23 protein-coding genes and 1 riboswitch are annotated in these 24861 nt (G+C 67.7%); of the genes, 17 read left to right on the plus strand and 6 right to left on the minus strand.

What is annotated here, in order from left to right; translation table 11 throughout:
* Positions 1 to 52: 52 nt before the first annotated feature.
* The 4 genes from K5554_RS02790 to nuoE all read right to left on the minus strand — a co-directional run bounded on the left by K5554_RS02790 (position 53) and on the right by nuoE (position 7101).
* On the minus strand, positions 53 to 934 hold the full coding sequence (locus K5554_RS02790; protein ID WP_221039628.1) for a DMT family transporter: 882 nt from the start codon (positions 932 to 934) through the stop codon (positions 53 to 55).
* Positions 935 to 1114: 180 nt separating this feature from the next.
* Positions 1115 to 4753 (minus strand): FAD-dependent oxidoreductase, encoded by a 3639-nt coding sequence (locus tag K5554_RS14550; protein WP_221039629.1) that lies wholly within the window; start codon positions 4751 to 4753, stop codon positions 1115 to 1117.
* Positions 4754 to 4765: 12 nt separating this feature from the next.
* On the minus strand, positions 4766 to 6556 hold the full coding sequence (gene nuoF, locus K5554_RS02800; RefSeq protein ID WP_221039630.1) for an NADH-quinone oxidoreductase subunit NuoF: 1791 nt from the start codon (positions 6554 to 6556) through the stop codon (positions 4766 to 4768).
* Positions 6557 to 6573: 17 nt separating this feature from the next.
* Positions 6574 to 7101 carry an NADH-quinone oxidoreductase subunit NuoE gene (nuoE, locus tag K5554_RS02805; RefSeq protein WP_255565480.1) on the minus strand — a complete coding sequence of 176 codons (528 nt, stop codon included), beginning with the start codon at positions 7099 to 7101 and terminating at the stop codon, positions 6574 to 6576.
* A 345-nt stretch (positions 7102 to 7446) separates the two neighbouring features.
* On the opposite strand from nuoE, the gene K5554_RS02810 reads away from it, so the two are divergent.
* The 16 genes from K5554_RS02810 to K5554_RS02885 all read left to right on the plus strand — a co-directional run bounded on the left by K5554_RS02810 (position 7447) and on the right by K5554_RS02885 (position 19871).
* Entirely contained in the window at positions 7447 to 8238 is a 792-nt protein-coding gene (locus K5554_RS02810; protein WP_221039632.1) for a ParA family protein, read from the plus strand.
* Positions 8201 to 9073, plus strand: coding sequence for a ParB/RepB/Spo0J family partition protein (locus tag K5554_RS02815; protein WP_221039633.1), 873 nt, complete (start codon positions 8201 to 8203; stop codon positions 9071 to 9073). The genes K5554_RS02810 and K5554_RS02815 overlap by 38 nt, the downstream gene beginning before the upstream one ends.
* A 39-nt stretch (positions 9074 to 9112) precedes the next feature.
* A complete protein-coding gene (locus K5554_RS02820) occupies positions 9113 to 9619 on the plus strand; it encodes a DUF4446 family protein (protein WP_221039634.1) in 507 nt (168 codons plus the stop codon).
* 112 nt (positions 9620 to 9731) lie between these two features.
* The gene (locus K5554_RS14380) at positions 9732 to 10652 is read left to right on the plus strand and encodes a M23 family metallopeptidase (RefSeq protein ID WP_255565481.1); all 921 of its coding nucleotides are present in this window, start codon (positions 9732 to 9734) and stop codon (positions 10650 to 10652) included.
* Positions 10653 to 10745: 93 nt separating this feature from the next.
* Complete coding sequence (locus tag K5554_RS02830; RefSeq protein WP_221039635.1) at positions 10746 to 11171, plus strand: polymer-forming cytoskeletal protein; 426 nt, start codon at positions 10746 to 10748, stop codon at positions 11169 to 11171.
* Positions 11172 to 11558: 387 nt separating this feature from the next.
* Positions 11559 to 12221, plus strand: a complete 663-nt coding sequence (locus K5554_RS02835) for a phosphoribosyltransferase (protein WP_221039636.1) — start codon at positions 11559 to 11561, stop codon at positions 12219 to 12221.
* Between the two features lie 85 nt (positions 12222 to 12306).
* Positions 12307 to 12492: riboswitch (Lysine riboswitch) on the plus strand.
* Positions 12493 to 12615: 123 nt separating this feature from the next.
* Entirely contained in the window at positions 12616 to 12933 is a 318-nt protein-coding gene (locus K5554_RS02840; RefSeq protein WP_221039637.1) for a (2Fe-2S)-binding protein, read from the plus strand.
* Positions 12915 to 14027 (plus strand): NAD(P)/FAD-dependent oxidoreductase, encoded by a 1113-nt coding sequence (locus tag K5554_RS02845; protein WP_221039638.1) that lies wholly within the window; start codon positions 12915 to 12917, stop codon positions 14025 to 14027. Before K5554_RS02840 ends, K5554_RS02845 begins: the two co-directional genes overlap by 19 nt.
* Positions 14003 to 14428, plus strand: a complete 426-nt coding sequence (locus K5554_RS02850; protein ID WP_221039639.1) for a 4Fe-4S dicluster domain-containing protein — start codon at positions 14003 to 14005, stop codon at positions 14426 to 14428. The genes K5554_RS02845 and K5554_RS02850 overlap by 25 nt, the downstream gene beginning before the upstream one ends.
* Complete coding sequence (locus K5554_RS02855) at positions 14418 to 14693, plus strand: (2Fe-2S)-binding protein (RefSeq protein ID WP_221039640.1); 276 nt, start codon at positions 14418 to 14420, stop codon at positions 14691 to 14693. Before K5554_RS02850 ends, K5554_RS02855 begins: the two co-directional genes overlap by 11 nt.
* The gene (locus K5554_RS02860; RefSeq protein WP_221039641.1) at positions 14690 to 15892 is read left to right on the plus strand and encodes an FAD-binding oxidoreductase; all 1203 of its coding nucleotides are present in this window, start codon (positions 14690 to 14692) and stop codon (positions 15890 to 15892) included. Before K5554_RS02855 ends, K5554_RS02860 begins: the two co-directional genes overlap by 4 nt.
* A gap of 170 nt (positions 15893 to 16062) precedes the next feature.
* Positions 16063 to 17409: a TRAP transporter large permease subunit gene (locus tag K5554_RS02865; RefSeq protein ID WP_221039642.1), complete on the plus strand. Its 1347-nt coding sequence runs from the start codon at positions 16063 to 16065 to the stop codon at positions 17407 to 17409.
* Between the two features lie 39 nt (positions 17410 to 17448).
* On the plus strand, positions 17449 to 18195 hold the full coding sequence (locus tag K5554_RS02870) for an aspartate/glutamate racemase family protein (protein ID WP_221039643.1): 747 nt from the start codon (positions 17449 to 17451) through the stop codon (positions 18193 to 18195).
* Between the two features lie 51 nt (positions 18196 to 18246).
* A complete protein-coding gene (locus tag K5554_RS02875) occupies positions 18247 to 18495 on the plus strand; it encodes a YkuS family protein (protein ID WP_221039644.1) in 249 nt (82 codons plus the stop codon).
* A gap of 100 nt (positions 18496 to 18595) precedes the next feature.
* Positions 18596 to 19711 carry an NAD(P)-dependent oxidoreductase gene (locus K5554_RS02880; RefSeq protein WP_221039645.1) on the plus strand — a complete coding sequence of 372 codons (1116 nt, stop codon included), beginning with the start codon at positions 18596 to 18598 and terminating at the stop codon, positions 19709 to 19711.
* A gap of 1 nt (position 19712) precedes the next feature.
* Positions 19713 to 19871 carry a hypothetical protein gene (locus K5554_RS02885; protein ID WP_221039646.1) on the plus strand — a complete coding sequence of 53 codons (159 nt, stop codon included), beginning with the start codon at positions 19713 to 19715 and terminating at the stop codon, positions 19869 to 19871.
* A gap of 83 nt (positions 19872 to 19954) precedes the next feature.
* Here K5554_RS02885 and K5554_RS02890 read toward each other — a convergent pair whose 3' ends face one another.
* A complete protein-coding gene (locus tag K5554_RS02890; protein ID WP_221039647.1) occupies positions 19955 to 21055 on the minus strand; it encodes a zinc-binding dehydrogenase in 1101 nt (366 codons plus the stop codon).
* Between the two features lie 435 nt (positions 21056 to 21490).
* Here K5554_RS02890 and K5554_RS02895 point away from each other — a divergent pair, with 435 nt between their 5' ends.
* Positions 21491 to 24238, plus strand: a complete 2748-nt coding sequence (locus K5554_RS02895) for a cation-translocating P-type ATPase (protein WP_221039648.1) — start codon at positions 21491 to 21493, stop codon at positions 24236 to 24238.
* Here the strand turns inward: K5554_RS02895 and yyaC are convergent.
* Positions 24235 to 24861: a spore protease YyaC gene (gene yyaC / locus K5554_RS02900; RefSeq protein WP_221039649.1), complete on the minus strand. Its 627-nt coding sequence runs from the start codon at positions 24859 to 24861 to the stop codon at positions 24235 to 24237. The two genes, K5554_RS02895 and yyaC, sit on opposite strands and share 4 nt — an antisense overlap.

Raw genomic sequence — 24861 nt, forward strand, 5'->3', positions numbered from 1 at the left:
AGTTTCCACGGTGCGTGGCGGCGGTTTTAGAGAAGCGCGGGCGGGAAATGGGTCAGCGCCTCTGCAGCGCCACAGCCGCCAGAATGAGGAGACCGCCCAGGAGCTGGCGGGGTGAGAGGTGCTCGGCCAGGAGAAGGTACCCGAGTAGAGCCGTGAAGAGAGGCTCCAGGGTGGCAATGATGGCGGTACGGCTGGGGCCGATGTGGGAGATGGCGCCTAGGAGGCTGGCCAGGGCGAAGACGGTGGGAACGAGCGCCAGGAAAAACAGGAGGAAAAGCACGGCCGGCACGGCGGGGGCCACAGGGAGCTGGTGGCGGGCGAGCGCCGGGACAAGAAAGATCAGGGCTGCTGTGCCGGTGGTCCAGGTGCTTACGGTATAGACCGGCACTTCTTCCAGGAAACGGCTGCTGAGGAGCACGAAGGCGGCGTTGCCCAGGGCCGCGGCGAGAGCGTAGGCGGCGCCGGAGAAAGAAAAGGCAGTGCCGGGCGCGGCGGTGATTATGCTGAGGCCGCTCACGGTGAGAAGGAGCCCCAGGAAGCGCGCGGCGGTAAGTCGCTCTCTGAAGAAGATGGCGCCGGCGGTGACGAAGGCCGGGTAAAGGTAAAAGAGGAGGATCGCCAGCGCGGCCGGGAGGGCGGCGAAGGCGTAGAAGAGAAAGAGCACGGTGAGCGCCTGGATGCAGCCGGCGGTGAGAAGCGGCAGGCGCCGGGTGCGGGGCGGTATTAGGGCGTGGCGGAGAGCGGCGGCAGCCGCAAAGAGAGCGGCGGCGAGGAGAAAGCGCCACACCAGCACGGTGAGAGGGGCAAGGCCGCGGGCGTAGAGCAGCTTGGCGGCCACGCCCTCTGTGCTGTAGGCGAGGGCGGAGAGGAGGGCGAGGAGAAAACCGGCGGCTTCGCCGGCGCAGGGAGCTGGGCGTACACGGCTCGATTGCATTTAGTGTCCTCCTGGACGGCCGGGGGAGGCATAGGGGGGACCCGGCGTGTATAGTCGCTGAGTTGAGTGACCCTGTGAATAGGTGTAAAAGGGGGAGGAAGCCGTACTTCCTCCCCTCTTCGCTGTTGGGTGGATGGCCTGTCACAAGGCAGGGACGTGGCGGACTGTCCCCTGCCCTATTTAGCGGAGCCCCAATTCCGCCAGCTGGGCCTCGGCGGCGGCCACGCGGGCCGTGCGCCAGGAGGCGGCGGCCCCGTGCGGCCAGAGGAGCCTAGGTGCATGCGCGGCCTGCGCGAGGGCCTGCCAGGTGAGGGGGGGCGTAAAACGCGGGGCCAGGGCGTCCATTTCCGCCTGGAGGTCGGCTGCGCCCGCGATGTCCTGCTTGTAGCCCAGGGCGCGGCTCACGCTGAGGAGCGTCCGCCAGCCGGGAGGCGCCGCCGCCGGGAGCGCCGGGTTGAGCGCCGTGCGGCGGCCGTCGGTGGAGGTCACCGTACCTTCGGTGGCAGCGAATTCAGGAAGAGGCAGGACCAGGTGCGCCAGGTCGGTGGTGGCGCTGCGGCGATCGCTGGCCACAACCAGGAGCTTCAGGCTGCGCAGGGCCGGGACCAACTCGGGTGCCAGGGACGCGGGATCCTCGCCCCACACGAACAAGGTAGCGATCCGGCCGGCCTTGAGGGCGGACACGAGTTGAGAGCCGGCGAGACCCGGTTCTTCCGGGAGTGCGCGGCCCCAGGCGGCGGCCAGGCGGGTGCGGGCGGCGGCGTCGCCGCTGTCCTTTCCTCCCGGGAGGAGGTAGGGCGTTGCGCCGAACTCCAGGAGCCCTTGGCTGTTGCCGTAGGGGCGCAGGGCCACCAGCCCCTGGCGCGGGCGGCCCAGCCGGCCGGTGACAAGCGCCAGGTCGGCGGCCAGGGCGAGGGCGCCGGGAAGGGCTCCATCCACGACGAGGAGCGGGTTCTTGGCCTTCAGGTAGTCCGCCAGGAGGGCCTGCGCTGCGCCGAGGCTGAGGCCGGCGGCCGCAGCGAGTTCCTCGGGGTCCAGCGCCGCCAGGGCAGCCTTAAGCTCAGGCAGGCCGGCGAGCGGCCCCACCGGCAGGCGCGCCGGGTCGTGGTCTTTGAGGTAGAGGCTGAGGAGGAGTTCGAGCAGGGCGCGCGGCCGGGAGACGGTGTAGGCGGCCGGGAGTTCGGCGCTGAAGCTGCTGCTTTCCTGTTCAACCAGCGTCACGTGGGCGCCGTGGCGGAAGGCGCGGTGCAGCAGCACCGGAACTGCCGGGTAATCCGCCTGCAGGTTACGGGCGATGCCGAGGATGAAATCGGCCTGGGGCAGCTCCGCCAGCGTGTTGGGCGCGGCTGTCACCCCGAGGGTCGCGAAGAGTTCGTCCGGCCCGGCCTCGCTCAGGGTGGTGATGCTGTTCGTCCCCAGCGCCGCGCGCGCCACCTTGGCTGCCAGGTAGGCCTCTTCGTTGGTGCTGGTGGGCGCCAGCAGGAAGGCCGCGCCCTGGCCGCCGCTGCGGGCGGCGACGCCGGCGCGGGTGAGGTAGGCCCAGGCTTCATCCCAGGTGGCGCTCTGGCCGTGAAGCAGCGGCGCCGTCAGCGGGTCGGCCGGGCGCGTAAGCAGCGTGAAACGGCCGCGGGCGCAGAGGTTACCTGCCGCCGGCGGGGTGTCCGGCAGCGGCGTCGCCCGTACCAGAAGATCGCCGCGCGTCTCGAGATTCAGCTGGCAGTCGAGGCCGCACAGGATGCAGGCGCTGAGGGTGGCGGTGAGCTCCCAGGGACCCTGTTTGGGAAGGGGCGCCTTTTCGGTAAGGGCCCCGGTGGGACAGGCGGCCGCGCACTGGCCGCAGGCGTCGCAGCCGCTTTGGGCCAGCGGCAGGTCGAAGGCCGGCTTGATGACGGCGTCAAAGCCGCGGTGCACAAAGCCGAGGGCCCCCAGGCCGCGCACCTCGTCGCAGACGCGCACGCACTGAGCGCAGAGGATGCACTTATTGGGGTCGCGCTTAAGGAACGGGTGTTCCTGCACGGGATAGTCGTGGGTTTCACCGGCGAAGCGCTCGGCATTGGCGCCGTACTCCTCGGCGTAGCGCCTCAGCTGGCACTCGAAGTAGTCCTGACAGCCGCAAGCCAGGCAGCGCTCCGCTTCGGCCCGCACTGCCTCCGGGGTGAGGGGTTGCTCGATCTCGCGGAAGTCCTTGACCCGGATCTCTGGCGGGAGGACCGGGACGGGGACGCGGGCCTTTTTCTCGTGGTGGGCAAAATCCTCCGGCTTAAGATCGGTGCGTTTCACGGCGAAGGGTTCGCGGTGCGGGGTGAGGCGGCCGGCCAGGTAGGAGTTGATCACGGTGGCGGCCTTTTTGCCGCCGGCCACTGCCTGGATGGCGATGTCGGGGCCGGTGACGGCGTCACCGGCGGCAAAGACGCCGGGCAGCGACGTCTGGCAGGTGTCGGCGTCAACGCTGAGGGTGCCGCGGGGCGTGGTGCTGAGCTCGTTGAGGCCCTCAAGGTCCACGCGCTGGCCGATGGCGGCGATGACGGTGTCCACCGTAAGCTCGAACTCAGAGCCGGGGACGGGCTCGGGGCGCTGGCGGCCGGACGCATCGGGCGCGCCCAGGCGCATGCGCTGGCAGGTGAGGCCGGTGACGTGGCCGTTCGCACCGCGCACGGCGACGGGGGCGGCCAGGTAGGTGAAGCGGACGCCTTCTTGCTCGGCCTCTTCAATTTCACTGGCGCGGGCCGGCATCTCGGCGCGGGAGCGGCGGTAAAGGACGGTGACCTCGGCGGCGCCCAGGCGCAGGGCCGTGCGCGCTGCGTCCATGGCGGTGTTGCCGCCGCCCACCACGGCCACCCGACCGAGTGGGACGCGCCGGCCCAGGGTGACGGCGCGCAGGAACTCGGTGCCGCCCAGCACCTCAGGGAGGTCCTCGCCCGGGACGCGGAGCGAACTGCTCTTTTGCGCGCCCAGGGCCAGGAGCACAGCGTGGAAGCCCTGGTTGAAGAGGCCCGGCAGTGTGAAGTCGCGTCCCAAGGCCTGGCCGGTCCGAAGCTTTACGCCCAGCTTGAGGATCGAGGCGATCTCCGCGTCGAGAACCGCCTTGGGCAGGCGGTACTGGGGGATGCCGTAACGCAGCATACCCCCCGGCTCAGGCAGCGCTTCGAAGACGGTCACCGCGTGGCCGGCCAAGGCCAGGAAGTAGGCGGCGGAAAGGCCGGCCGGACCGGAGCCGACGATGGCGACGCGCTTGCCGCTCGCCGGTGCCGGCTGAGGCTGGTAAGGATCCCGGGCGGCCAGGTCGAAGTCGCCCACGAAACGCTTCAGCGCCGCGATGGCGATGGGCTCGTCCACGTACTTACCGCGGCGGCAGGCGTCCTCACACGGGTGCGGGCAGATGCGGCCGATGGAAGCCGGGAGAGGCAGGACCTCTTTAATGAGTCGCACTGCCTCTTGGTAACGCCCGTTGGCGATGAGGGCCACATACCCCTGGCAGTCGGTGTGCGCCGGGCATTCCTGGACGCAGGGGGGCCGGCAGTCGCCGCGGTGGTCGGAGAGCAGAAGCTCCAGGGCCAGGCGCCGGGCGGCGTCGATTTTGGACGAGCGGGTGCGGATGATCATGCCGTCGGCTGCCTCGGTGGCGCAGGCGCGCAGAAGCTTGGGCGTGCCTTCAACCTCGACCACGCAGAGGCCGCAGGAGCCGAAGGGTTCCAGATACTCCGCATAGCAGAGGGTGGGGATGTGGATCCCGTTTGCCTGGGCCGCTTGGAGGATGGTCTGGCCGCGCGGTACGGTGAGCTCGCGGCCGTCGATGTTGATGCTGATGGTGTAGCCCATGGTTTCTACCCCCTAGTCGATCTCGATGGCGTGGAAGCGGCACGCCTCGTAGCAGCTGCGGCAGCGGATGCACTTCTTGGGATCGATGCCGTGCGGCTGCCGGCGTTCCCCGCTCACGGCGCCGGCCGGGCAGACGCGGGCACAGAGGCCGCAGCCGGTGCAGGCATCGGGGTTGATACGGAAGGTGATGAGCGCCTGGCAGTGGTGGGCCGGGCACTTCTTATCGCGGATATGGGCCTCGTACTCGTGGCGGAAGTAGCGCAGGGTGGTGAGGACTGGGTTGGGCGCCGTCTGGCCCAGGCCGCAGAGGGCAGTCTCCTTGACGCGCGTGGCCACTTCCTCAAGGGTGGTGAGATCCTCTTCGCGGCCCTCGCCGGAGGTGATGCGCTCCAGGATCTCCAGCATGCGCTTGGTGCCCAGGCGGCAGGCGATGCACTTACCGCAGGACTCCTTCTGGACGAAGTCGAGGAAGAAGCGGGCCATGTCCACCATGCAGGTATCCTCGTCCATGACCACCATGCCGCCCGAGCCCATGATGGCGCCCGTGGCGGTGATGGACTCGTAGTCCACAGGGGTGTCGAGGAGGCTCTCCGGAATGCAGCCGCCCGACGGCCCGCCCAGCTGCACGGCTTTAAATTTTTTGCCGCCGCGGATGCCACCGCCGATGTCGAAGATGACCTCGCGCAGCGGGATGCCCATGGGGACTTCCACCAGGCCGCCGCGCGCGATTTTGCCGGCGAGGGCAAAAACCTTGGTGCCTTTGCTCTTGGCTGTGCCCAGGGCGGCGAAGGCGGCGCCGCCGTTTAAGATGATCCAGGGCACATTGGCGAAGGTCTCGACGTTATTGATGCAGGTGGGTTTCTGCCAGAGGCCGGAGTTGGCCGGGAAGGGGGGCTTGAGGCGGGGCATGCCGCGGCGCCCTTCGATGGACGCGAGGAGCGCCGTCTCCTCGCCGCAGACAAAGGCGCCGGCCCCCTGCTTGATCTCAAGCGTAAAGGAAAAGTCCGAGCCGAGGATGTGCTCGCCCAGGTAGCCGGCGGCGCGCGCCTGCTCGAGCGCGATGCCGAGGCGCTTCACGGCGAGCGGGTACTCGGCGCGCACGTAGATGTAGCCGGCGCTGGCACCAATGGCGTAGGCAGCGATGAGCATACCTTCGATGACGGCGTGGGGATCTCCCTCGAGGACGCTGCGGTCCATGAAGGCCCCAGGGTCGCCCTCGTCGGCGTTGCAGACGATATACTTGGGCTGCCCGCCGGCCTGCCGCGTGAACTTCCACTTGAGACCTGTTGGGAAGCCGGCACCACCGCGCCCGCGGAGGCCCGAGGTCAGAACCTCCTGAATCACGGCCTCGGGGGTGAGCTCGGTGAGCGCGCGCCGCAGGGCGCTGTAGCCGGCGCGGGCCTCGTACTCAGCCAGTACCTCCGGGTCGATGTGCCCGCAGTTGCGGAGCGCAATGCGCCGCTGTTTACCGAGAAAGGCGGCGGTCGAGGCGGTGGTGCTGCCCGCACCGGCGACCAACCACTCGGTGATGGGCTCACCGCCCAGGGCGTGCTGTTTTAAGATGGCAAGCGCCCGTTCGGGTGTGACGTGGCCGTAGGTGTAGACGGCGTCGCCGGGGCCGAGGACGTCGACGAGCGGTTCTTCGTAGCAGAGGCCGATGCAGCCGGTTTTTTTCAGGTCCACCGGCAGGTTCTCCCGGGCAATGGCCGCTTTGAGGTCCTCGTATACTTTGAGCCCGCCGGCGGCGGTGCCGCAGCTGCCGAGGCCGACGCGCAGAGTGACTCGCTGTGGTTGTTGCGCCATGCTGGACACCTCCTGGTTTAGTCGGCGGGGGCAGCGGGTGTAGCCGCCGTGCCCCGGAGTTCGCGGATGATGCGCCGGGCCTTGTCCGGTGTGAGCTGTCCGTAGGCTTCGCCGTTTACCATCATCACGGGGGCCAGGCTGCAGCAGCCTAGGCAGGCCACCGTCTGGAGGGTGAACTCGCCGTCGGGGGTGGTCTCCCCTTCTTGCACGCCGAGTTCTTCTGTCAGGGCCTGGAGAATGGTTTTGCCGCCGTTGACGTGGCAGGCGGTACCCTGGCACACCATGACGACCCGTTTGCCCACCGGGCGCAGGCGGAACTGGGTGTAGAAGGTGGCGACGCCGTAGACGTGCGCCGGGCGCAGCCGCGTGCGGGCTGCGATGTAGCGCAGGGCGGCCGGAGGAAGGTAGCCGTAGGTTTCTTGGGTTTCCTGTAAAATAGCGATCAGGGCGCCGGGGTTGTAGCTGTGGCGGGCCAGGATGGAATCCACCTCGGGGAACGAGGCGGGAGCAGGTTCCGCGGCCCGGGCAGCCGTGGATGGGGTCACGCAGGTCACTCCTCTCTCATGTGGTCGGCTGTACCGCGCTGGCCGTACCGCCGGGTGGGGGCATGCAGCAGCGGGAAGAAGGTGCCGGACCCGGCGGCTTAAACTTACACGGCAACGCGTGGCTTCGCTGGGGCGTCTCCCCTCGCTTCTTGCTGACGGCTTCATTATAACAGAAATAAGTGCAATTAGGCTAGAGATGATTGTTATAACGATAACAAAGATTGTGCATGGCCCGCGCTGGGTGAAGGAGCGGGATCTAAAAAGCGGGGCTGATTTTGGCGGGTGCGGCAGGAAGATCCAGGGGCGCGTGGAATTACTAAGCGAAGACGATTTGAGGTGAGCCTTATGGGTAGAGTGATCGCCGTGGCCAATCAAAAAGGCGGAGTGGGAAAAACCACCACGGCCGTCAATCTGGGTGCGGCCCTGGCCCAGGAGGGCCGGCGGGTGCTGCTTATTGACATCGATCCGCAGGGGAACGCCACGAGCGGGCTGGGCGTGGATAAGCGTCGGGTGGGCGCCTGCATTTACGAGGTGCTCCTGGGAACAAAGAGCATCCGGGCGGTGCGGGTGCCGACGCTGGTGCGCGGACTGGAGCTGGTGCCTTCGGCGGTGCAGCTGGCGGGGGCGGAGGTCGAGCTGGTAGGCATGGAGGCGCGCGAGCACCGGCTGCGGCTGGCTTTGAACGGGGAACGGGAGCGGTATGATTACATCTTTGTGGACTGCCCGCCCTCGCTGGGGCTCCTCACGGTGAATGCGCTCACGGCGGCGGATTCCGTACTGGTGCCCATCCAGTGTGAGTACTACGCCCTGGAAGGCCTGGGGCAGCTGATGGCTACGGTGCAGCTGGTGCAGAAGTCGCTTAACCCGGGGCTCGAGGTGGAGGGCGTGCTGTTGACCATGTTTGATGCCCGCACCAACCTGGCCATCCAGGTGGTGGATGAGGTTAAGAAATACTTCCGGGACAAGGTCTACCGAAGCATTGTGCCGCGGAACGTGCGCCTCTCGGAGGCGCCGAGCCACGGCAAGCCGGTGATGATGTACGACCGGCGCTCGCGGGGGGCCGAGGTGTACCAGGAACTGGCCAAGGAAGTGATGGAACGTGACGCAGAAAAAAGACGTCCGGCACGGGCTCGGTAGGGGCCTGGCGGCGCTTTTGCCGGCGGTGGAGGCGCAGGGGGACGAGCCGGTGCGCGAGGTGCCGGTTAAGGAGATCCGGCCGAACAGCTTTCAACCGCGGCGGGTTTTCGACGAGGAGAAGCTGGCGGAACTGGCCGAATCGGTGCGGGCGCACGGGGTGCTGCAGCCCGTGGTGGTGCGGGCGGTGATCGGCGGCTTTGAACTGGTGGCCGGCGAGCGGCGCTGGCGGGCGGCCCAGCTGGCCGGGCTGGAACGGGTACCGGTGGTGGTGCGGGAACTGAGCGACGCTGAAATGATGGAAATCGCGCTCATCGAAAACCTGCAGCGTGAGGATCTCAATCCCCTGGAGGAGGCCACGGCTTACCAGCGCCTGCTGCAGGAGTTCGGGCTGACGCAGGAGGAATTGGCGCGCCGGTTAGGCAAGAGCCGCTCCCACATCGCCAACATCATCCGCCTGCTCAACCTGCCGGCCGGCGTACAGGAGTATGTTTCACGTGGAACAATCAGCATGGGGCATGCACGTGCCCTCCTCGCACTGGAGGATGCTGAACTCCAAAACCAGGTCTGCCGCCAGGTGGTAACCAAGAACCTATCGGTGCGGGAGACGGAGAACCTGATCCGTTCCCTGCTGACGCGCAAAAAGCAGCAGAAAAAGAAAAAGCCCGCCGCCCTCGACCCCTGGATGGTGGAAGTGGAGACGAATCTCAAGCACGCCCTGGCGACCCAGGTGCGCATCAAACCCGGCCGCCGGGGAGGCCGCATCGAGATTGAATACTACTCGACCGAAGACCTGGAACGGCTCACCGGCCTCTTGGCGCGGGAGGCCGGCCTATAACCTCAGGCTGCAAGCTACAAAAGGAGCGAACCTTTCTCTATGGACAGCACTTACCTCTCTTCTCTGCTCGGCACGGGGGCCGTTCCCGTGCTCCTCGTCCTCCTCACGGCGGTTGCCATTCTGCTCATACTGGTGGTGTTGCTCTGGCTGCGGGTGGGGGTGCTTACCAGGCGTTACCGGGCTTTCATGGCGGGGAATGCCGCCGCCTCCCTCGAAGACCTCCTCAATGAAACCTTAAGCCGGGCGCGTGAGCAGAACGAGGCGCTGCGGGACCTGCGTTTCGCCTTGCGGGAACTGGAAACGGCACAACAACGCGCGGTACAGCACGTGGGGATCGTGCGGTTCAACGCGTTCCCCGATACGGGCAGCGATCTCAGCTTTGCCGTTGCCATCTTAGATGGGCACGGGGACGGCGTGGTACTGAGCAGCCTCTTCGGTCGCGATGAATCGCGGGTGTATGCCAAACCGGTCCAGGGCGGAAAGTCCACCTACCACCTCACCGCAGAAGAAGAACAGGCCATCGCTACTACGGCACAGGCACATTAAAAGGCCTGTACCCTTTTTATACTCCCATGAGCAGGAATTTCCAGCGAGGGCGGAGAATGATTAAACAAAGGGCAATCGAACATCAATAGCGCTTTTGCTTGAGGTGGTTCCATTGCGACTTCCGCACAATTTGGTCCGCCGGCGTCGCCCCGCACCGCCACCTCCCGCCTTCACCGTTATCATCGCGCCTCATTCCGGTGAGCAGTGCCGCAACCTGCGCATACCCACTGTGCTCCTGCGCCTGGGTGCCTTGTGCACCGTCCTGGCCGCCCTCAGCCTGGCCTGGTTGGGCTACGACTACCTGCGCCTGCGTTCGGCGGCGGCCGAAATAAACGCCCTGCGCAGCGTCAACCGCGAGCAGGCCCGCCAGCTGGAGGCATTGGCCGCGCGGGCGGCGGATGTGGAAGAGCGCCTGAATGAGCTCAACACGCTGGACAGCCAGGTGCGGGAGATGCTGGACCTGCCCCGGGGGCCTGAGGGAGCCGCGCAGCCGGCGAAGAGCGCACCGCGCGGGGGAGCGTCCCGCGGTGTGCACCCCGCGGATATCGACGCGGTGCTGGGCAGCGCAGCCGGGGCGCTGGAACCCACCCGGGCGCGCCTGGCGGATCTGAAGGCCAGGGTCGCCCAGTACCGGCAGCGTCTGGAACATGTACCAAACGCTTGGCCGGTACGCGGCTCGGTAACCTCCCGTTTCGGCCTCCGGCGCTCACCCTTCGGCCCGGGCGTAGAGTTCCACGAAGGCCTGGACATCGCCGCCCCGTACGGCGCACCGGTGCGGGCCACCGGCGCAGGCCGCGTGGTGTTCGCCGGGTGGAAGAGCGGTTACGGGCGCTTCGTCATCATCGATCACGGCTACGGCTACCAGACCGCTTACGGGCACAACTCCAAGCTCAATGTGCGCGCCGGTCAAACCGTAAAACGGGGCGAGGTCATCGCTTACGTGGGCAACACCGGGCGCAGCACCGGGCCGCACGTTCACTACGAGGTCATTTACCAGGGCCGCAAGGAAAACCCGCTGGACTTCCTGCTGTAACGGAAGACACCCTCTGCTCCCCGGCGCGGGAGGCCGGGGGCGGTGGTTCCGGCGCTTCCCCGGGCTGGAGGGCCGAAGGAGGATGCACGCTGCATGTTTGCTGTAAAAAAGAAGGACGAGATCAATTACGACCAGGTGGATACCATCCTGGGGCGGGGCACCGAGTTTAAAGGCAACATCACGGCGCACGGTACGCTGCGCATCGAGGGCCGGGTGGAAGGTGACATCGCCGTAAAGGGCGATGTCGTCATCAGCGAAAGCGGGCGCGCCACCGCCAACATCAAGGCCCGCCATGCGACCGTGGCCGGGGAGGTGGAGGGGGAACTCGACCTGGAGGGCCGCCTTGAAATCACGGCTACCGGCAAGGTGCGGGGCAAGATCCATGTGACCAACCTAGCGGTAAGCGATGGCGGGTTCTTTCTCGGCACCTGCGAGATGCGCGGGGCGGAAGAAGGCGCCCGCAAGAGCACGGCGGCGGCTCCCGAAATGGAGAACGCCTTCGCTAACGCCTCCTCTTAAGAGGGAAAGGCATCAGACCACGCGGCCCGAGCCCATGGCCCGTGAGGTGGAAGTTTCGCCTGCAGCGTAAGTTTGTCTTGACACGTGTGATCAACGGGGCAAAGAAACGGCCCCGTGGATGTCGCCTTCATAGTGGATTCTGCCGCCGGCCGCGGTCGCGCCCGGCGTTGAGGTCTTCACGGACCAGAAGGTGAAAGCGCCGGCGGAACGCCCCCTTCCCGTGGAAGCGGCAGGGGAACTTGGGGACAACGCCCGTTCCTGGTTGAAACCGAAGAGCATATCCCCGGCGGCGGCCGCGTGAGGGCCGCCGGCCGTACATAACGCGTTTTCTGTCCGCCCATACTGGTAAGGACGACGTACGAGCAGAACGACAGGTAGGGGTGGCTCATGTTCAGCGACCGCCGCGCAGCCGGCGAACAGCTGGCCGTCGCTCTCGCCGAGGTGGCGAAGCCGGATCCGCTCATCCTGGCCGTTCCACGGGGCGGGGTGCCGGTGGCCTTCCCCGTGTGGCGGCGCCTGGGCGGCGACCTCGACATCATCCAACCGCGCAAAATAGGCAGCCCCTTTAATCCCGAGCTGGCCATCGGCGCCGTGGCCCCCGACGGTACCGAGCTCAGGGACGCTGCCCTCATTGCCCGTCTGGGCGTCGGCGAGGATTACCTGCGGCGCGAAGCGGCGCGCCAGGCGGCCGAGGCTGCGCGCCGCCTGCGCTTTTACCGCGGTGACCGTCCCCCGCCCCGTGTCGGCGGCCGGCATGTCATCCTCGTGGATGACGGCGTGGCCACCGGGATCACAGACCTGTTGGCCTTGCGTCTTCTGCGCCGGGACGGGCCGGCCAGCCTTACTCTGGCCGTCCCCGTGGGCCCCGCCGAGAGCATTGCGCGCCTTCGGGCTGTGGCCGATGAGGTGCTCTGCCTCGAGGAGCCGCCCGCCTTTCAGGCTGTGGGGGAGTACTACGCCGCTTTCCCACCGGTAAGTGACGACGAGGTGATCCGTCTCCTTAAGGCCGCCTGGGAAGACCCCGGCTCGCTCCCCGGGAATCCCCCTTGACACCCCCGGATAATGAGCGGTAAGATATGAATTAAAAGAATAGTTGCCTCATCTCAGTCCTTGCTTGCGACGCGCTGTAGCGCTGAGGTGGGGTAGAGGCGCGGCAGGCCATGAGTAGCCGCCCAGAGCAGGGCAGCGGAGAAGGGCGGGGAAAGGGGCCGCCGCCGAAGCCGGGCGACCGCTCCAGGCGCCTGAGCTGGGTCGGCAGTTAAGAGCTGCCGGACTGTCACCTGCGGCCACCCCGGACCGCAGGTGGTGAGCTATCTCACAGCTGGGGAGGGAGAGATGGGCTCAAGCGCCTATACGGCCAGGCCTGTCTGCCTGGCTGTTTTTGCGTCTTTACGGCGGGAACCCCCCCGCGCGGAGCGCAGAAATGGTAAAGGGGGAGGAAGAGTTGCGCATAGAAGAACACCCCATCCTGGGCCCGCTGCCCGCGGCCCCGGTGGTTTGGATTGAGGTGGACGGCAAAAAGGTACCGGCCCGCGCCGGCGAACCCATCGCCGCCGCGCTTTTCGCCGCAGGCATCCGCGCCTTCCGCACCACCAAGCGGCGCGGCGAGCCGCGCGGCCCCTTCTGCGGCATCGGGCGCTGCACCGACTGCGTGATGACGGTGGACGGCGTCCCCAACGTCCGTACCTGCGTCACCCCGGTTCGGGCGGGCATGAAGGTGGAGACGCAAAGGGGGCTGGGGCAGTGGCCGGAGCGGAAGTGACGGAGGTGGCCGTGGTGGGCGGCGGGCCCGCCGGGCTGTCGGCGGCCCTGGCCGCCCGCCGAGCCGGAGCGGACGTGGTGCTTATCGACGAAAACGCCGTGCCCGGCGGGCAGCTGCGCAAACAGATCCATAAATTTTTCGGTTCCCGGGCGCACCATGCCGGGGTGCGCGGCTTCCGCATCGCGGCCGAGTTGGGGGCCGCCTGCAGGGCCCAGGGCGTGGCCTTGTGGATGGATACAGTGGCCTACGGCCTTTTTGACCACACCCTGGGCGTGGCCCGGGAGGGTACCACCTCCACCCTTACGGCGCGTTCCATTGTACTGGCCACCGGCGCCGGCGAAAACGCCCTGGCCTTTCCCGGCTGCACCCTGCCCGGGGTGATGGGCGCCGGGGCGGTGCAGACGTTCGTGAACCTCCACCGCGTGCTGCCGGGGCGGCGGGCGCTTATGGTGGGGGCCGGCAACGTCGGGCTGATCGTTTCTTACCAGCTCCTGCAGGCGGGGGCTGAGGTGCTGGGAGTGGTGGAGGCGGCGCCGCACATCGGCGGCTACGCCGTCCATGCGGCGAAGCTCCGGCGCGCGGGCGTTCCCATCTGGACGCGGCACACGGTGCTGGCTGCCGCCGGCGGCCGAGAGCTCGAGGCGGTCACCATTGCGGCCCTGGATGACAACGGGCGGCCGGTGCGGGGCAGCGAACAGACGTTTGCGGTGGACCTCATCTGCCTGGCGGTAGGCTTAACTCCGCTCACGGAGCTGGCGTGGCAGGCCGGGTGCCGCTTTGCATACTCCGGCCCCCTGGGCGGGCATGTACCGCTCCACAACGCCGACATGGAAACCACCGTACCCGGCCTCTTTGTCGCCGGGGATGCGGCCGGCGTAGAGGAGGCCTCCACGGCCCTGGAGGAGGGGTGCCTGGCCGGCCTGGCGGCGGCGGCCTTCGCCGGCCGGGGCGGCCCGGAGCTGGAAGCGGAAAAGGAAGCGGCGCGCCGCAGGCTCGAAGCCCTGCGCAGCGGGCCCTTCGGCGGCGGGCGCCGGCGCGCCCAGGAGGAAATCGTGAAAGGGTGGCTCAAATGCAGCGGCGGCCGGTGGCAGTGATCGAGTGTCCCGAGGAGATTCCCTGCAACCCTTGCGAGACGGCCTGTCCCCAGGGGGCCATCCAGGTGGGCGAGCCTATCACGGCCCGCCCGCGCCTGGACCCAGCCAAGTGCAGCGGCTGCGGCCTGTGCGTCGCCGCCTGCCCGGGCCTGGCCATTTTCCTGGTGAAGGAAGAGGGCGAGGCGGCCGAGGTGACCTTCCCCTACGAGTTCCTGCCGCTGCCTAAGGTGGGCGCTGTGGTGACCGCCGTAGACCGTGAAGGCAGGGCGGTGGCGGCCGCTCCCGTGACGGCGGTGCGCCAGGTGCGCACCTCGGACGGCACCTGGCTGGTTACCCTGGCCGTACCCAGTGCCCTGGCCGCGGAAGTGCGGGGGATGAGGAGGCTGAGCGATGAGAAATGACGACGATGTGATCATCTGCCGCTGCGAGGAGGTAACCAAGGGCGACATCCGGCGTGCCATCCGCGCCGGAGCGACCACGGTGAAAGCCATCAAAAAATTCACCCGGGCCGGCATGGGCCTCTGCCAGGGATGCACCTGCCGTCGCCTGATCATCCAGCTTCTCGCCCAGGAGACAGGCCAGAGCCCGGCCCAGATCCCCCCCGGCACTTACCGCCCGCCGACGCGCCCGCTGATGCTGGCCGGCCTGAAGGGGGAGAAGGCATGAAGGCTCCGGATGTGGTGGTGGTGGGCGGCGGCGTTATTGGCACCGCCGTCACCTACTACCTGGCCAAGCAGGGCGCGGATGTTCTTCTTGTGGAGCGGGCGGAACTGGGCGCCGAGACGTCTTCCGCCTGCGACGGCTTTGTGATCCTCCAGTCGAAAAGCCCGGGGGTACACCTGTCGCTGGCCCTGGCGTCCGCGGAGCTGTATCGGGGCCTGGCGGACGAGCTGGAGTGGGATATTGAGTACAACAACTGCGGCGGGCTCATCGTCATTGAGCGCGAAGAAGAACTTCCGGCCATGCGCACCTTTATGGCCAAGCAACAGGCCATCGGCTTGGACGTGCGCCTCCTTTCCGGCGACGAGGCCCGCCGCTTGGAACCCGCCCTGGCACCGCACATCGTGGGTGCCACCTACAGCCCCCAGGACAGCCAGGTGAATCCCTTGCAGGTGGTGCTGGGGTTCGCTCAGGCCGCAGCGCGGCTGGGGGCGACGCTGCGCCAGGGGACGCCGCTCGAGAGGCTGCGCCGCGCCGGCGGGCGCCTCAGCGCCGTGGTGGCGGGGGGAGAAGAGATCGCCGCGGGGGCGGTGGTGTTCGCCACGGGCGTTTTCACCCCGCAGCTCGTCGCCCCGCTCGGCTTGGAGCTGCCGCTGCGGCCGCGCCGCGGCCAGCTGGTGGTAACGGAGCCGGCTCCGCCCTTGGTGCACCACATTTTCCTCTGTGCCCGCTACATCGCCGCCAAGTACCACCCGGAGCTGCTGGCGGCGGCGGAGGACGAGGCGCTGCGCCTGGGGGTGGGGCTGGCCCTGGAGCAAACGCAGAGCGGGGGCTTTCTCATCGGCAGCACGCGGGAATTTGTGGATTGGGATAAGGGGACCACGCCGCTCGGCATCAGGGCAGTCGTCCGCCACGCCACCCGTATCATGCCGGCGCTGGCGAGGCTCCACGCCGTCCGCACTTTTGCCGGGCTCCGCCCGTACACCCCCGACGGCCTGCCCTTCCTCGGCAAAGCGCCGGGGTGGGAGAATCTCTACATTGCGGCGGGGCACGAGGGTGACGGGATCGCCCTGGCCCCCATCACCGGCCGGCTGCTGGCGGAGCTCATCCTCAGCGGCCGAACGTCGTTTCCCCTGGCCGAGTTCGCCGTGGACCGCTTTGCCCGCGGCAAAGACCAGGGCGGGCAGCTGAAGGTCACGCCTTGAGCACCCAGCCGACGAAAGAAGATACTCTTTCGGCGCCGGTGATGCAGCGAAAGTTGTATCGCCCGTCGTTCGCGATCGGGGTCGGATCTCGCGCCCGACGGGAGAACCCTTTGTGCCGCCCGCACTTTTTATTCAAACGAGACCTGCAGTGGCGAGGAGGTGGTTGGCCCGTGTTGAGCGTCCTCATCCCGGTGGCGGCCCTGTTCCTGATTATCCTGATACCCCTTCCCAAAATCGGCGGGGAAGTGCGCCTGGGGCTTCTCACCGCCGCCTTCCTGGCTTTCCTCTTCGGCGGCGTGGCCCCGGGCGCGGCCCTCCTGGCGGCCATCGACGGCATCGACCGCATCGCCTGGGTGATCGGCCTTTCCATCTTCGGGAGCATTTATGCCCAGTCCCAGGTTAGCCTCGGCACCATGGACACTGTGCTCAACACCTTCCGCGCCCTCTTCGGCCGCTCGCCCAAGGGGCTCATCGCGGCGGTGCTCCTCACCCTGGTGCTGGCGGGGTCCCTCCTGGGTGACGCCATCGCCGCCGTCACGGTCATCGGGGTGCTGGTGGTGCTCTCCCTGGCGGAGCTGGGCCTCAGCCCCGAGGAGACAAGTGTCATCATCCTCCTGGGCGGTATCCTCGGTTCCATCATGCCGCCCATCACCCAGGCCTTCTTTCTAGCCGCCGGCCTGGTAGGTACGCCGGTCGACCCGGTGGTGAACACCGGCTACGTAACCGTGAGCCTCGGCGTCATCGTGGGCCTCTTCACCGTCTGGCGCTACGTGCGCATCAAAGAATTGCCCGCCGAGCTTATCCCGGACCGGACGGCCGGCCGGATTCTGGCGCAGGAATGGCTGCGCCTTTTGCCCCTCGCCGTCCTGGCGGGCATTGTCGTGCTGCGGTCCGGCTTCAAGGTGGAACTGCTTAAGGTGCTGGACCCGCTGCTTCCTTTCGCGGGAGTCCCCATCGCCAAGGCTCTGACCAACCGCATCATCCAGGCCATCATCGTGGCCACCCTGGTGGCCTTCACCTTCCGGCGCGTGCGCCGCGACGCGGGGACCATCTTCCGCAAGGGTCTGGCCGCCGTCTCTAAAACCGTACAGATCCAGCTCTGCGCCGGCGTCATGATCGGTGCCTTTTACGCCTCGGGCATGATCGACCAGGTGGTGGCCTTCACCAAGGGCCTCACACCGGCGGCGCTTAAGCTGGGCGGCGGCGCAGCCATGCTCCTCCTGGGCATGCTCACCGGGTCGCAGACCACCGCGCAAAACACGCTGGTGCCCTTTCTAGGTCCCATCCTCACTCAAAACCTGGGTGTCGCCCCGGCCAAGGCGGCGCTCGGCGCGGCCCACCTGGCCATGGCCGGGCAGTCCATGCCGCCGGTGTGCCTGACCACCTTTGTGGTGGTAGGGATTGTCGGCGGTATCCTGGCCAAGAAGGTGGACCCGGTGCGGGTGATGCTGATGGCCCTCCCGGTTACCCTCTACTTCGCCCTGACGGGCCTGGCGGCCTGGTTCCAGCTGTTCTAGCCGGCGGGCCGGCGCGCGGCAGGCGAAAGGAGAAGCGGCATGGCACTGATTGAGGGCGGTTACACCAACTACGGCCAGGTCCTGGGAATCATCATGCTGGATACGCGTTTCCCGCGCCTCCCGGGCGATGTGGGCAACGCCGCCACCTTCCCATTTCCGGTGCGTTACCAGGTGGTTAAGGGTGCCTCACCGCTTAAGGTGGTTGAAGAGGCGGACCCGGCCCTGCTCACGCCCTTCATCGCGGCGGCGCAGGAACTTGAGGCCGCTGGGGTGCGCACCATCACCACGAGCTGCGGCTTTCTTGCCCTTTGGCAGGCGGAGCTTGCCGCCAGTGTGAAGGTCCCGCTCTTTACATCGAGCCTGCTGCAGGTGCCGCTGGCCTGGCGCCTCACCGGCGGGCGGCCGGTAGGCATCATCACCGCCCACGCACCGAGCCTCTCACCGCGCCACCTGGCCGCGGTGGGTGCAGAAGAAGTGCCGCACGTGATCTACGGGCTGGAGGAGGCCCCGGAGTTCACCCGCACGTTTATTCGGGGCGAAGCAACGCTGGATCCGGCGGCTGTCGAAAACGAGGTGCGCCACGCCGCCCGCCGGTTGGCTTCCGCTCACCCGGAGATCGGCTCCATCGTCCTCGAGTGCACCAACCTGCCGCCCTTTGCACGCGCGGTGCAGGAGGAAAGCCGCCTTCCCGTGTTCGATATCGTGAGCCTGTGCCACCTGGTGGCGCGCGCCGGCGCGTGCTCTACCTACCCTCCCTTCGCCGGGTGGGCGGCTGTTTCCGGATAAAGCCGCGGGAGCGCGGAAAAGCTATCAGCAAGAACTGCGGGAGGTGGCTGTGTGGCAGAGAGGATCGCCGTCGAGGCCGGGCTGGACTACGTCAAAAAGTACCTGACCCGGCAAGGGTACGACGTGGTGGATCTCAGCGGCAGACAGGAAGACGCCGCGGCCGTGGTGATAAGCGGGCAGGATGACTCCTTCTTGGGCATGGCCGACCGCACCACGGCCGTCCCGGTGATTTCCGCCGAAGGGCGGACCCCGGAGGAGGTCCTGACAGACATCAAAGAACGCCTGGACAAGGCCAGATGAGGCAGGAAAAGCCCTGCCTCATCGCTTTTTTCCCGCCCCGGTGCGCCGGGAGCAGGAAAGCCGGGCCGGGCGCCGAAAGGGAAATTTAGGGGGGATTGCCGTGCTTATTGCTGTACCCCGGGAAAGGGTGCCGGGGGAACTCAGGGTGGCCGTGGTGCCGAACGGGGCGGCGGCACTTACGCGCCTGGGACACCGCGTCCTGGTGGAGGAAGGCGCCGGTGCCGGGAGCGGCTGGAGCGACGCCGAGTATGCCGCGGCCGGTGCGGAGGTGGTGAGCGACCTGGCCGCACTTTACCGGGCGGCCGAGGTGATCGTTAAGGTAAAGGAGCCGGTGGAGGAGGAAGTGGAACTTCTCCGGGCCGGGCAGGTGCTGCTCGCTTTCCTCATGTTCAGCAAAAACCGCCCGCTCCTGAAGGCGCTCCTTCAAAAACAGGCGGTGGGGCTGGGCTGGGAAAAGGTTCAGGGCGCAGGCGGCGTCCGCCCGGTGCTGGCTGCCATGAGCGAGATCTCGGGGCAGGCCGCTGTCCTCGTGGCCGCCGACCTTTTGCGCACGGACCGCGGTGGCCCCGGCCTGCTGCTCGGCGGGGTGAGCGGCCTGCTGTCGCCCCGCGTGGTCATCCTTGGCCCGGGCCGGGTGGGGCGGGCGGCCGCGCGCGCCGCCGCGGGGCTGGGGGCTCAGGTCGTCCTGGTAGGGCACAGCCTGGAGCAGGCGCGGGCGCTCCAAGGGGAGCTGCCGCCCGGCGTCGCCACCGTGGTGGCGCAGGGTGACGCGCTGGCGCGCTGCCTGGCCGGCTGTCAGGTGCTCATCAACACCGTCACCCTGGGCCCGGGGGAGCGGGGGGAACACCTGGTTGCCCGCGCTGACCTGAAGCTCCTGGCGCCGGGCGCCGTCATCATCGATGTGGCCGTGGACGAGGGCGGCGCTGTCGAGACCAGCCGTCTCACCACCTGGGACGATCCCATCTATGTGGAAGAGGGCGTGCGGCACCTGGCCGTTCCCAACCTGCCGGCGCGCTTTCCGCGCACCGCCACCACCGCGCTCGCCACGGTGGTCTTACCCTATCTCAAGGCCATCGCCGCCGCCGGCTGGCGCGCGGCCCTGCGGGCCGATGCCGGCCTTAGGGCGGGCCTCGCCTGCGTGGACGGGCGCCTCACCGATGAACGGGCCGCCCGCCTCTACGGGCTTACCTTTCACCCGGCCGAGGATGAGGTGTAAAATGGCGGCCGTTTTCCCGGCGCTGCTTATCCTGACGGCCACCGGCCTCCTTCTTAGCTTGGGCCGGCGGCGCCTGGATGGCCTGCGCCGCCGTGCCCCGCAGGGCGCTTCCCGCCTGACGGCGCGCCGGCACGCAGGAAGAAACAGAGACCGGGCCTGAGAGGGCAGCAGCTTGGTACGCTGGTTTTCGTTGCGCGGGAAAAAGCACGGCTCCTGGGCCGGGTCTCCCAGCGCGCGAGCGCCCTAGAACGGGGCGCGGGGGTCGATGACGGCCTTAATCACCCTCTGGGCCTCGACGTCCGCCAGGGCCAGGTTGGCCTCGCCGAGGGCGTAGCGGCGGGTGATGAAGCGCTGCCAGCCGATGCGGTCGTTATGCTTGGCCAACACCTTAAGGGCGCGGTAGAAGTGGCTGAAGTCGATGCCCCAGGTGCCGCGGATGTCCACGTGTTTCTTGTTGATGTCCCAGTGCGGGTTAAGGGTTACCTCGCCGTGGTCGGTGTACTGCCCGACCACCACGTAGGTACCGCAGTCGCGCGTCATGGCGAGCCCTTCTTTCAGCGCCGCGGGAACGCCGGTGGCCTCGATGACGACGTCGGCACCGCGTCCGCCGGTGAGCGCCTTTACGCGTGCTACGCGCTCGGCGGCCGGGACCTCCTCGATGTCGATCACTTCATCGACGCCGAGCGAGCGGGCAAAATCCAGCCGCAGCCGAGGTGCCCCCACCAGGATCACCCGGCAGGCACCGGCGAGAACACTAAGGAGGGCCGCGTTAAGGCCCACCGGGCCGCTTCCCTGTACCACCACGCTGGCGGCCAGGCCTACGCCGCCGCGCTCCACGGCGTGAAAGGCGGTCGGCAGGCCGCAGCCGCCGCCGATGACGGCCTCGGGCGGCACATGCGCCGGTACTTTCACGATGCGCACGCCCGGCTTAAGGTAGATTTTTTCACTCCAGCCGCCCAAGAGGCCCTCGCTGGCCGAATAGGTGATGCCGTACACGCGCCGCTTGGGGCAGCGCGTGGAGGCCTTGGCCACCTCACAGTACCAGCAGCTGTGGCAGGTGCCGTGGACGTCAAGAAACGTCACTACGTCGCCGGGCTTGAGGACCTCGCCGTCCCCGTCGCGCACCTCACCGCCGGTTGCTTCCACCTCTCCCACGTTGATGTGCCCCGGGATGATGGGGTAAGGAACCTCGGCCAGCCGGCCGTGCCAGAGGTGCACGTCGGTGCCGCAAACCTCGGAAAAGAGGGTTTTAAGGACCACGCCGCCGGGCTCGAGCACCGGTTCGGGGAATTCTCTCACCTGAACGGGCTGCTCCGGCGCTTCCATAACCGCCGCCTTGACCATGCCTGCACTTCCTTCCACGTGAGCTCCGGCGCTAAGCGCGCTTGCCACTTTATTCGCGCCGCAGGCGCAAAATCCCTCTAGTCAGACCGCGAGAAATGGGGTATAATGAACCTGGATTAAGGGGAGTAGCTTGGGAAACCCCGGGCAGGTCAACAACACCGGACGCGCGTCCTGGCCTGTCCTCTGGCACCCGGCAGAAAGCGAGACCTTAAACGCATGTTTAAGGTCTCGCTTCTTTACGTTTTGCGCCACGCTGCGACGCCGATGTGCAACGGAAAAAGCTCAACCCATCGTCCGCGATCCGGGTCGGCTCGCGCCCAACGCGTCAAGGAAAGCTCGTACAATCGCTTCGCAAAGCGGGCGCTGGAGTGGCGGACCTGTTCACGCGCAGATCTGGCTTCCTTTTTACCGTAGACTGCAGAAGGAGGAAGTTAAGTGCAAGCCTGGCATTCACTGTCGGTGGCCGCCGCCGGCCGGGAACTGGGGACGGACACCGAGTGCGGCCTTACCCCGCAGGAAGCCGCCGCCCGCTTGGAGCGCTACGGGCCCAATGAACTGGGCGGCAAGGAAGGAGAGCCCCTGTGGCGCAAGCTCCTGGCGCAGTTTCAGGATTATCTCGTCATCATCCTCTTGGCCGCCGGGGCCGTATCCTTCGCCGTGGGGGAACGCACCGATGCTGCTCTTATCCTGCTCATCGTGGTCCTCAACGCCGTCCTGGGCGTCATCCAGGAAGGCCGGGCGGAGCGCGCCCTGCAGGCCCTAAAACAGCTCGCCGCCCCCCAGGCCCGGGTGCTGCGGGGCGGGCGCGTGTTCGAAGTGCCGGCGGCGACCATCGTACCGGGCGATGTGGTGCTCCTGGAGGCCGGCAGCGTGGTGCCGTGCGACCTGCGCCTCACCCGGACGGCCAGCCTGAAAATCGAAGAGGCGGCGCTCACCGGAGAGTCGGTGCCGGTGGAAAAGGATGCCGGCGCGGTGCTGGCTGCCGGAGCGCCCCTGGCAGAGCGCTGTAACCTGGCTTACATGGGCACCACGGTGGTGTACGGGCGCGGTGAGGGCGTGGCCTGCGCCACCGGCATGGCCACGGAGATGGGCCGCATCGCCGGCCTTTTGGCAGCGGCGCCGGAGGAGCTCACCCCGCTCCAGCAAAAGCTCAATGCCCTGGGTAAATCCCTGGGCACCATCACCCTGGTCATCTGCGGCGTGGTTTTTCTCACGGGCTTCCTGCGCGGCGCGCACACCGGCGCGCGCCTCCTGGAAATGTTTCTGGTGGCTGTGAGCTTGGCGGTGGCGGCCATTCCCGAGGGCCTGCCGGCGGTGGTGACCATCGTCCTGGCCCTGGGCATGCAGCGCATGGTGGAGCGCAATGCCATTGTGAAACGCCTGCATGCGGTGGAGACGCTGGGTTCGACCACTGTTATTTGTACGGATAAAACGGGTACCCTCACCCAGAACAAAATGGCGGCGGTGGAGCTTTGGTGCGGTGCTGCCGCCTACAGCGTGTCCGGCGCAGCCTACGGGCGGGAAGGCGCCATCTGCCGCGCCGGGGAAAAGGTGGAACCGGCCGGTGATCCCGACCTGGCCCGGGCGCTCCTCATCGCCGCCCTCTGCAACGATGCGCGGGTGGAGCAAGAAGCGGACGGCGGCGTCCACCTCGCCGGTGACCCCACCGAGGGGGCGCTCCTGGGCCTGGCGGCCAAGGGCGGCCTTTTTCCTGCGGACCTGGCCGGCACCTACCCGCGCGTGGCTGAGGTGCCCTTTGATTCGCGGCGGAAACTGATGAGCACCATCCACCCGGCTCCCGCGGGCGGTTACCTGGTACTCACCAAAGGCGCTCCCGACGTGGTGCTGGGGCGCGCAACGCGCCTTTTGGTAAACGGGCGGGAAGAGGAGCTCACACCGGCCCGCCGCCGGGAGATTCTGGCCGCGAACGCAGCTCTGGCCGGACAAGCCCTGCGCGTTCTGGCCCTGGCTTACCGGCACCTGCCTCAACTCCCGGCGGAGGCCGACCTGAGCGCGGTAGAAGAAGAGCTCACCTTCGTGGCCCTGGCGGGTCTGAAAGACCCGCTGCGCGCCGAGGCACAGGCGGCCGTACAGCGCTGCCGCAGCGCCGGCATCCGCACGGTAATGATCACGGGCGATCACCCCGACACGGCCGCTGCCATCGGCCGGGAGCTGGGGCTGGTGGAAGCCGGGGGGGTTCTCTCCGGCGTTGAGCTCGATAAGCTCAGCCCGACCGCACTGGGGGAGCGGGTGCGCACGGTGAACGTTTACGCCCGCGTGGCACCGGAACACAAGAGCGCGATCGTCAAGGCCCTGAAGGAACAAGGCGAGGTCGTTGCCGTGACCGGCGACGGTGTCAACGATGCCCCGGCCCTCAAGACGGCCGACATCGGCGTGGCCATGGGCATCACCGGGACAGACGTGGCCAAGGGCGCGGCCGACATGATCCTGACCGACGACAACTTCGCCAGCATTGTGGCGGCGGTGGAGGAAGGCCGCGTCATCTACAGCAACATCCGCAAGTTCGTCTACTTCCTCCTCTCCTGCAATGTAGGCGAGGTACTCATCGTCTTTCTGGCGGAGCTCTTCGGGCTGCCGCTGCCGCTCTTACCGGTGCAGCTCCTCTGGCTGAACCTGCTGACCGATGCCTTCCCGGCGCTCGCCCTGGGGGTGGAAAAGGCAGAGCCGGGTATTATGGACCGGCCGCCCCGTTCGCCGCGGGAGCCTATTTTAGACCGGCCCATGACGCTGGGGATCATCGTCCAGAGTGCGGCGCTCACGGCGGCCGCCTTGGGCGTGTTCACCGTGGCCCTGGGGCGCTACGATGTTACCGGCGCCCGTGCCCTGGCCTTTACCACCTTGGTGCTGGCGGAGCTGCTGCGCGCCTACACCTCGCGCTCCGAGCGCATTCCGGTGCTGCGCCTGGGGCTTTTCAGCAACCCGAGCCTTTTCCTCGGCACCGGCTTCTCCCTGCTGCTTTTCCTCAGCACCATTTACGTCCCGGCCCTGCAGCCCGTTTTCCGTACTATTCCTCTCTCCTGGAACGAGTGGCGGCTTATCCTGCCGGCTGCCTTCCTGCCGGCTGCTGCGGCCGAGGCCTGGAAGCAGCTGCGGCCGCTGCTTACGGGCAACGGGGACAAAAGAAAGGCGGTCGCCCCAGCAGGCGACCACCGTGCCTCCTAGGTTTTGCAGAGCTCTTCCTCGCCGGCCGCGGCCTGGCGCGCCCCCACGGCCCGGCAGGCGATGGCGATGCTGGAAGCGATAACCTGGGCCATGCGATAAACCAGGTGCAGGCGGGTGTTCTGCAGCACCATGTACTCCATGAACCCGCCCACGTTGACGATGCCGGTGATGTGGAGGTCGCCCACCGCCGGCAGGTTTTTATTTACCCCCGCCCCGGGGCGGAGTGCACCGCGGGCGAGCGTAATGGAACCGACGCTCTCCAGGCGCCCCAGGCACGCGTCCACGGCGACAACCACCGGAGCCTGTGGGCACTCCCTCAGCCGCATCAAGGCCTCCTCGAGGTTGGTGGCGTGCACCGGCTCAGCCAGGGTGCCCAGCACCGTAAGATCCGGGCAGCCTAGTTCCACCAGGCGGCTGCCGGTGAGCGGCCCCAGGGCGTCGCCGGTGGAGCGGTCAGTGCCGACGCAGAGGGCAGCCAGCGGGCGGCGGCCGCCGGCGAGGAGACGCAGCTGCCGTCCCAGCGCAACCGCCAGCTTATGTACGGCCAGGGCGTCGTCCACCGTCACCCGGAACTCCGGTTCGGCAAAGAAGCGTTCTCCTCTGCCGCTGAACAGGCCGGCCAC

This window comes from Gelria sp. Kuro-4 (assembly GCF_019668485.1).
GTDB lineage: Bacteria > Bacillota > DTU030 > DUMP01 > DUMP01 > DUMP01.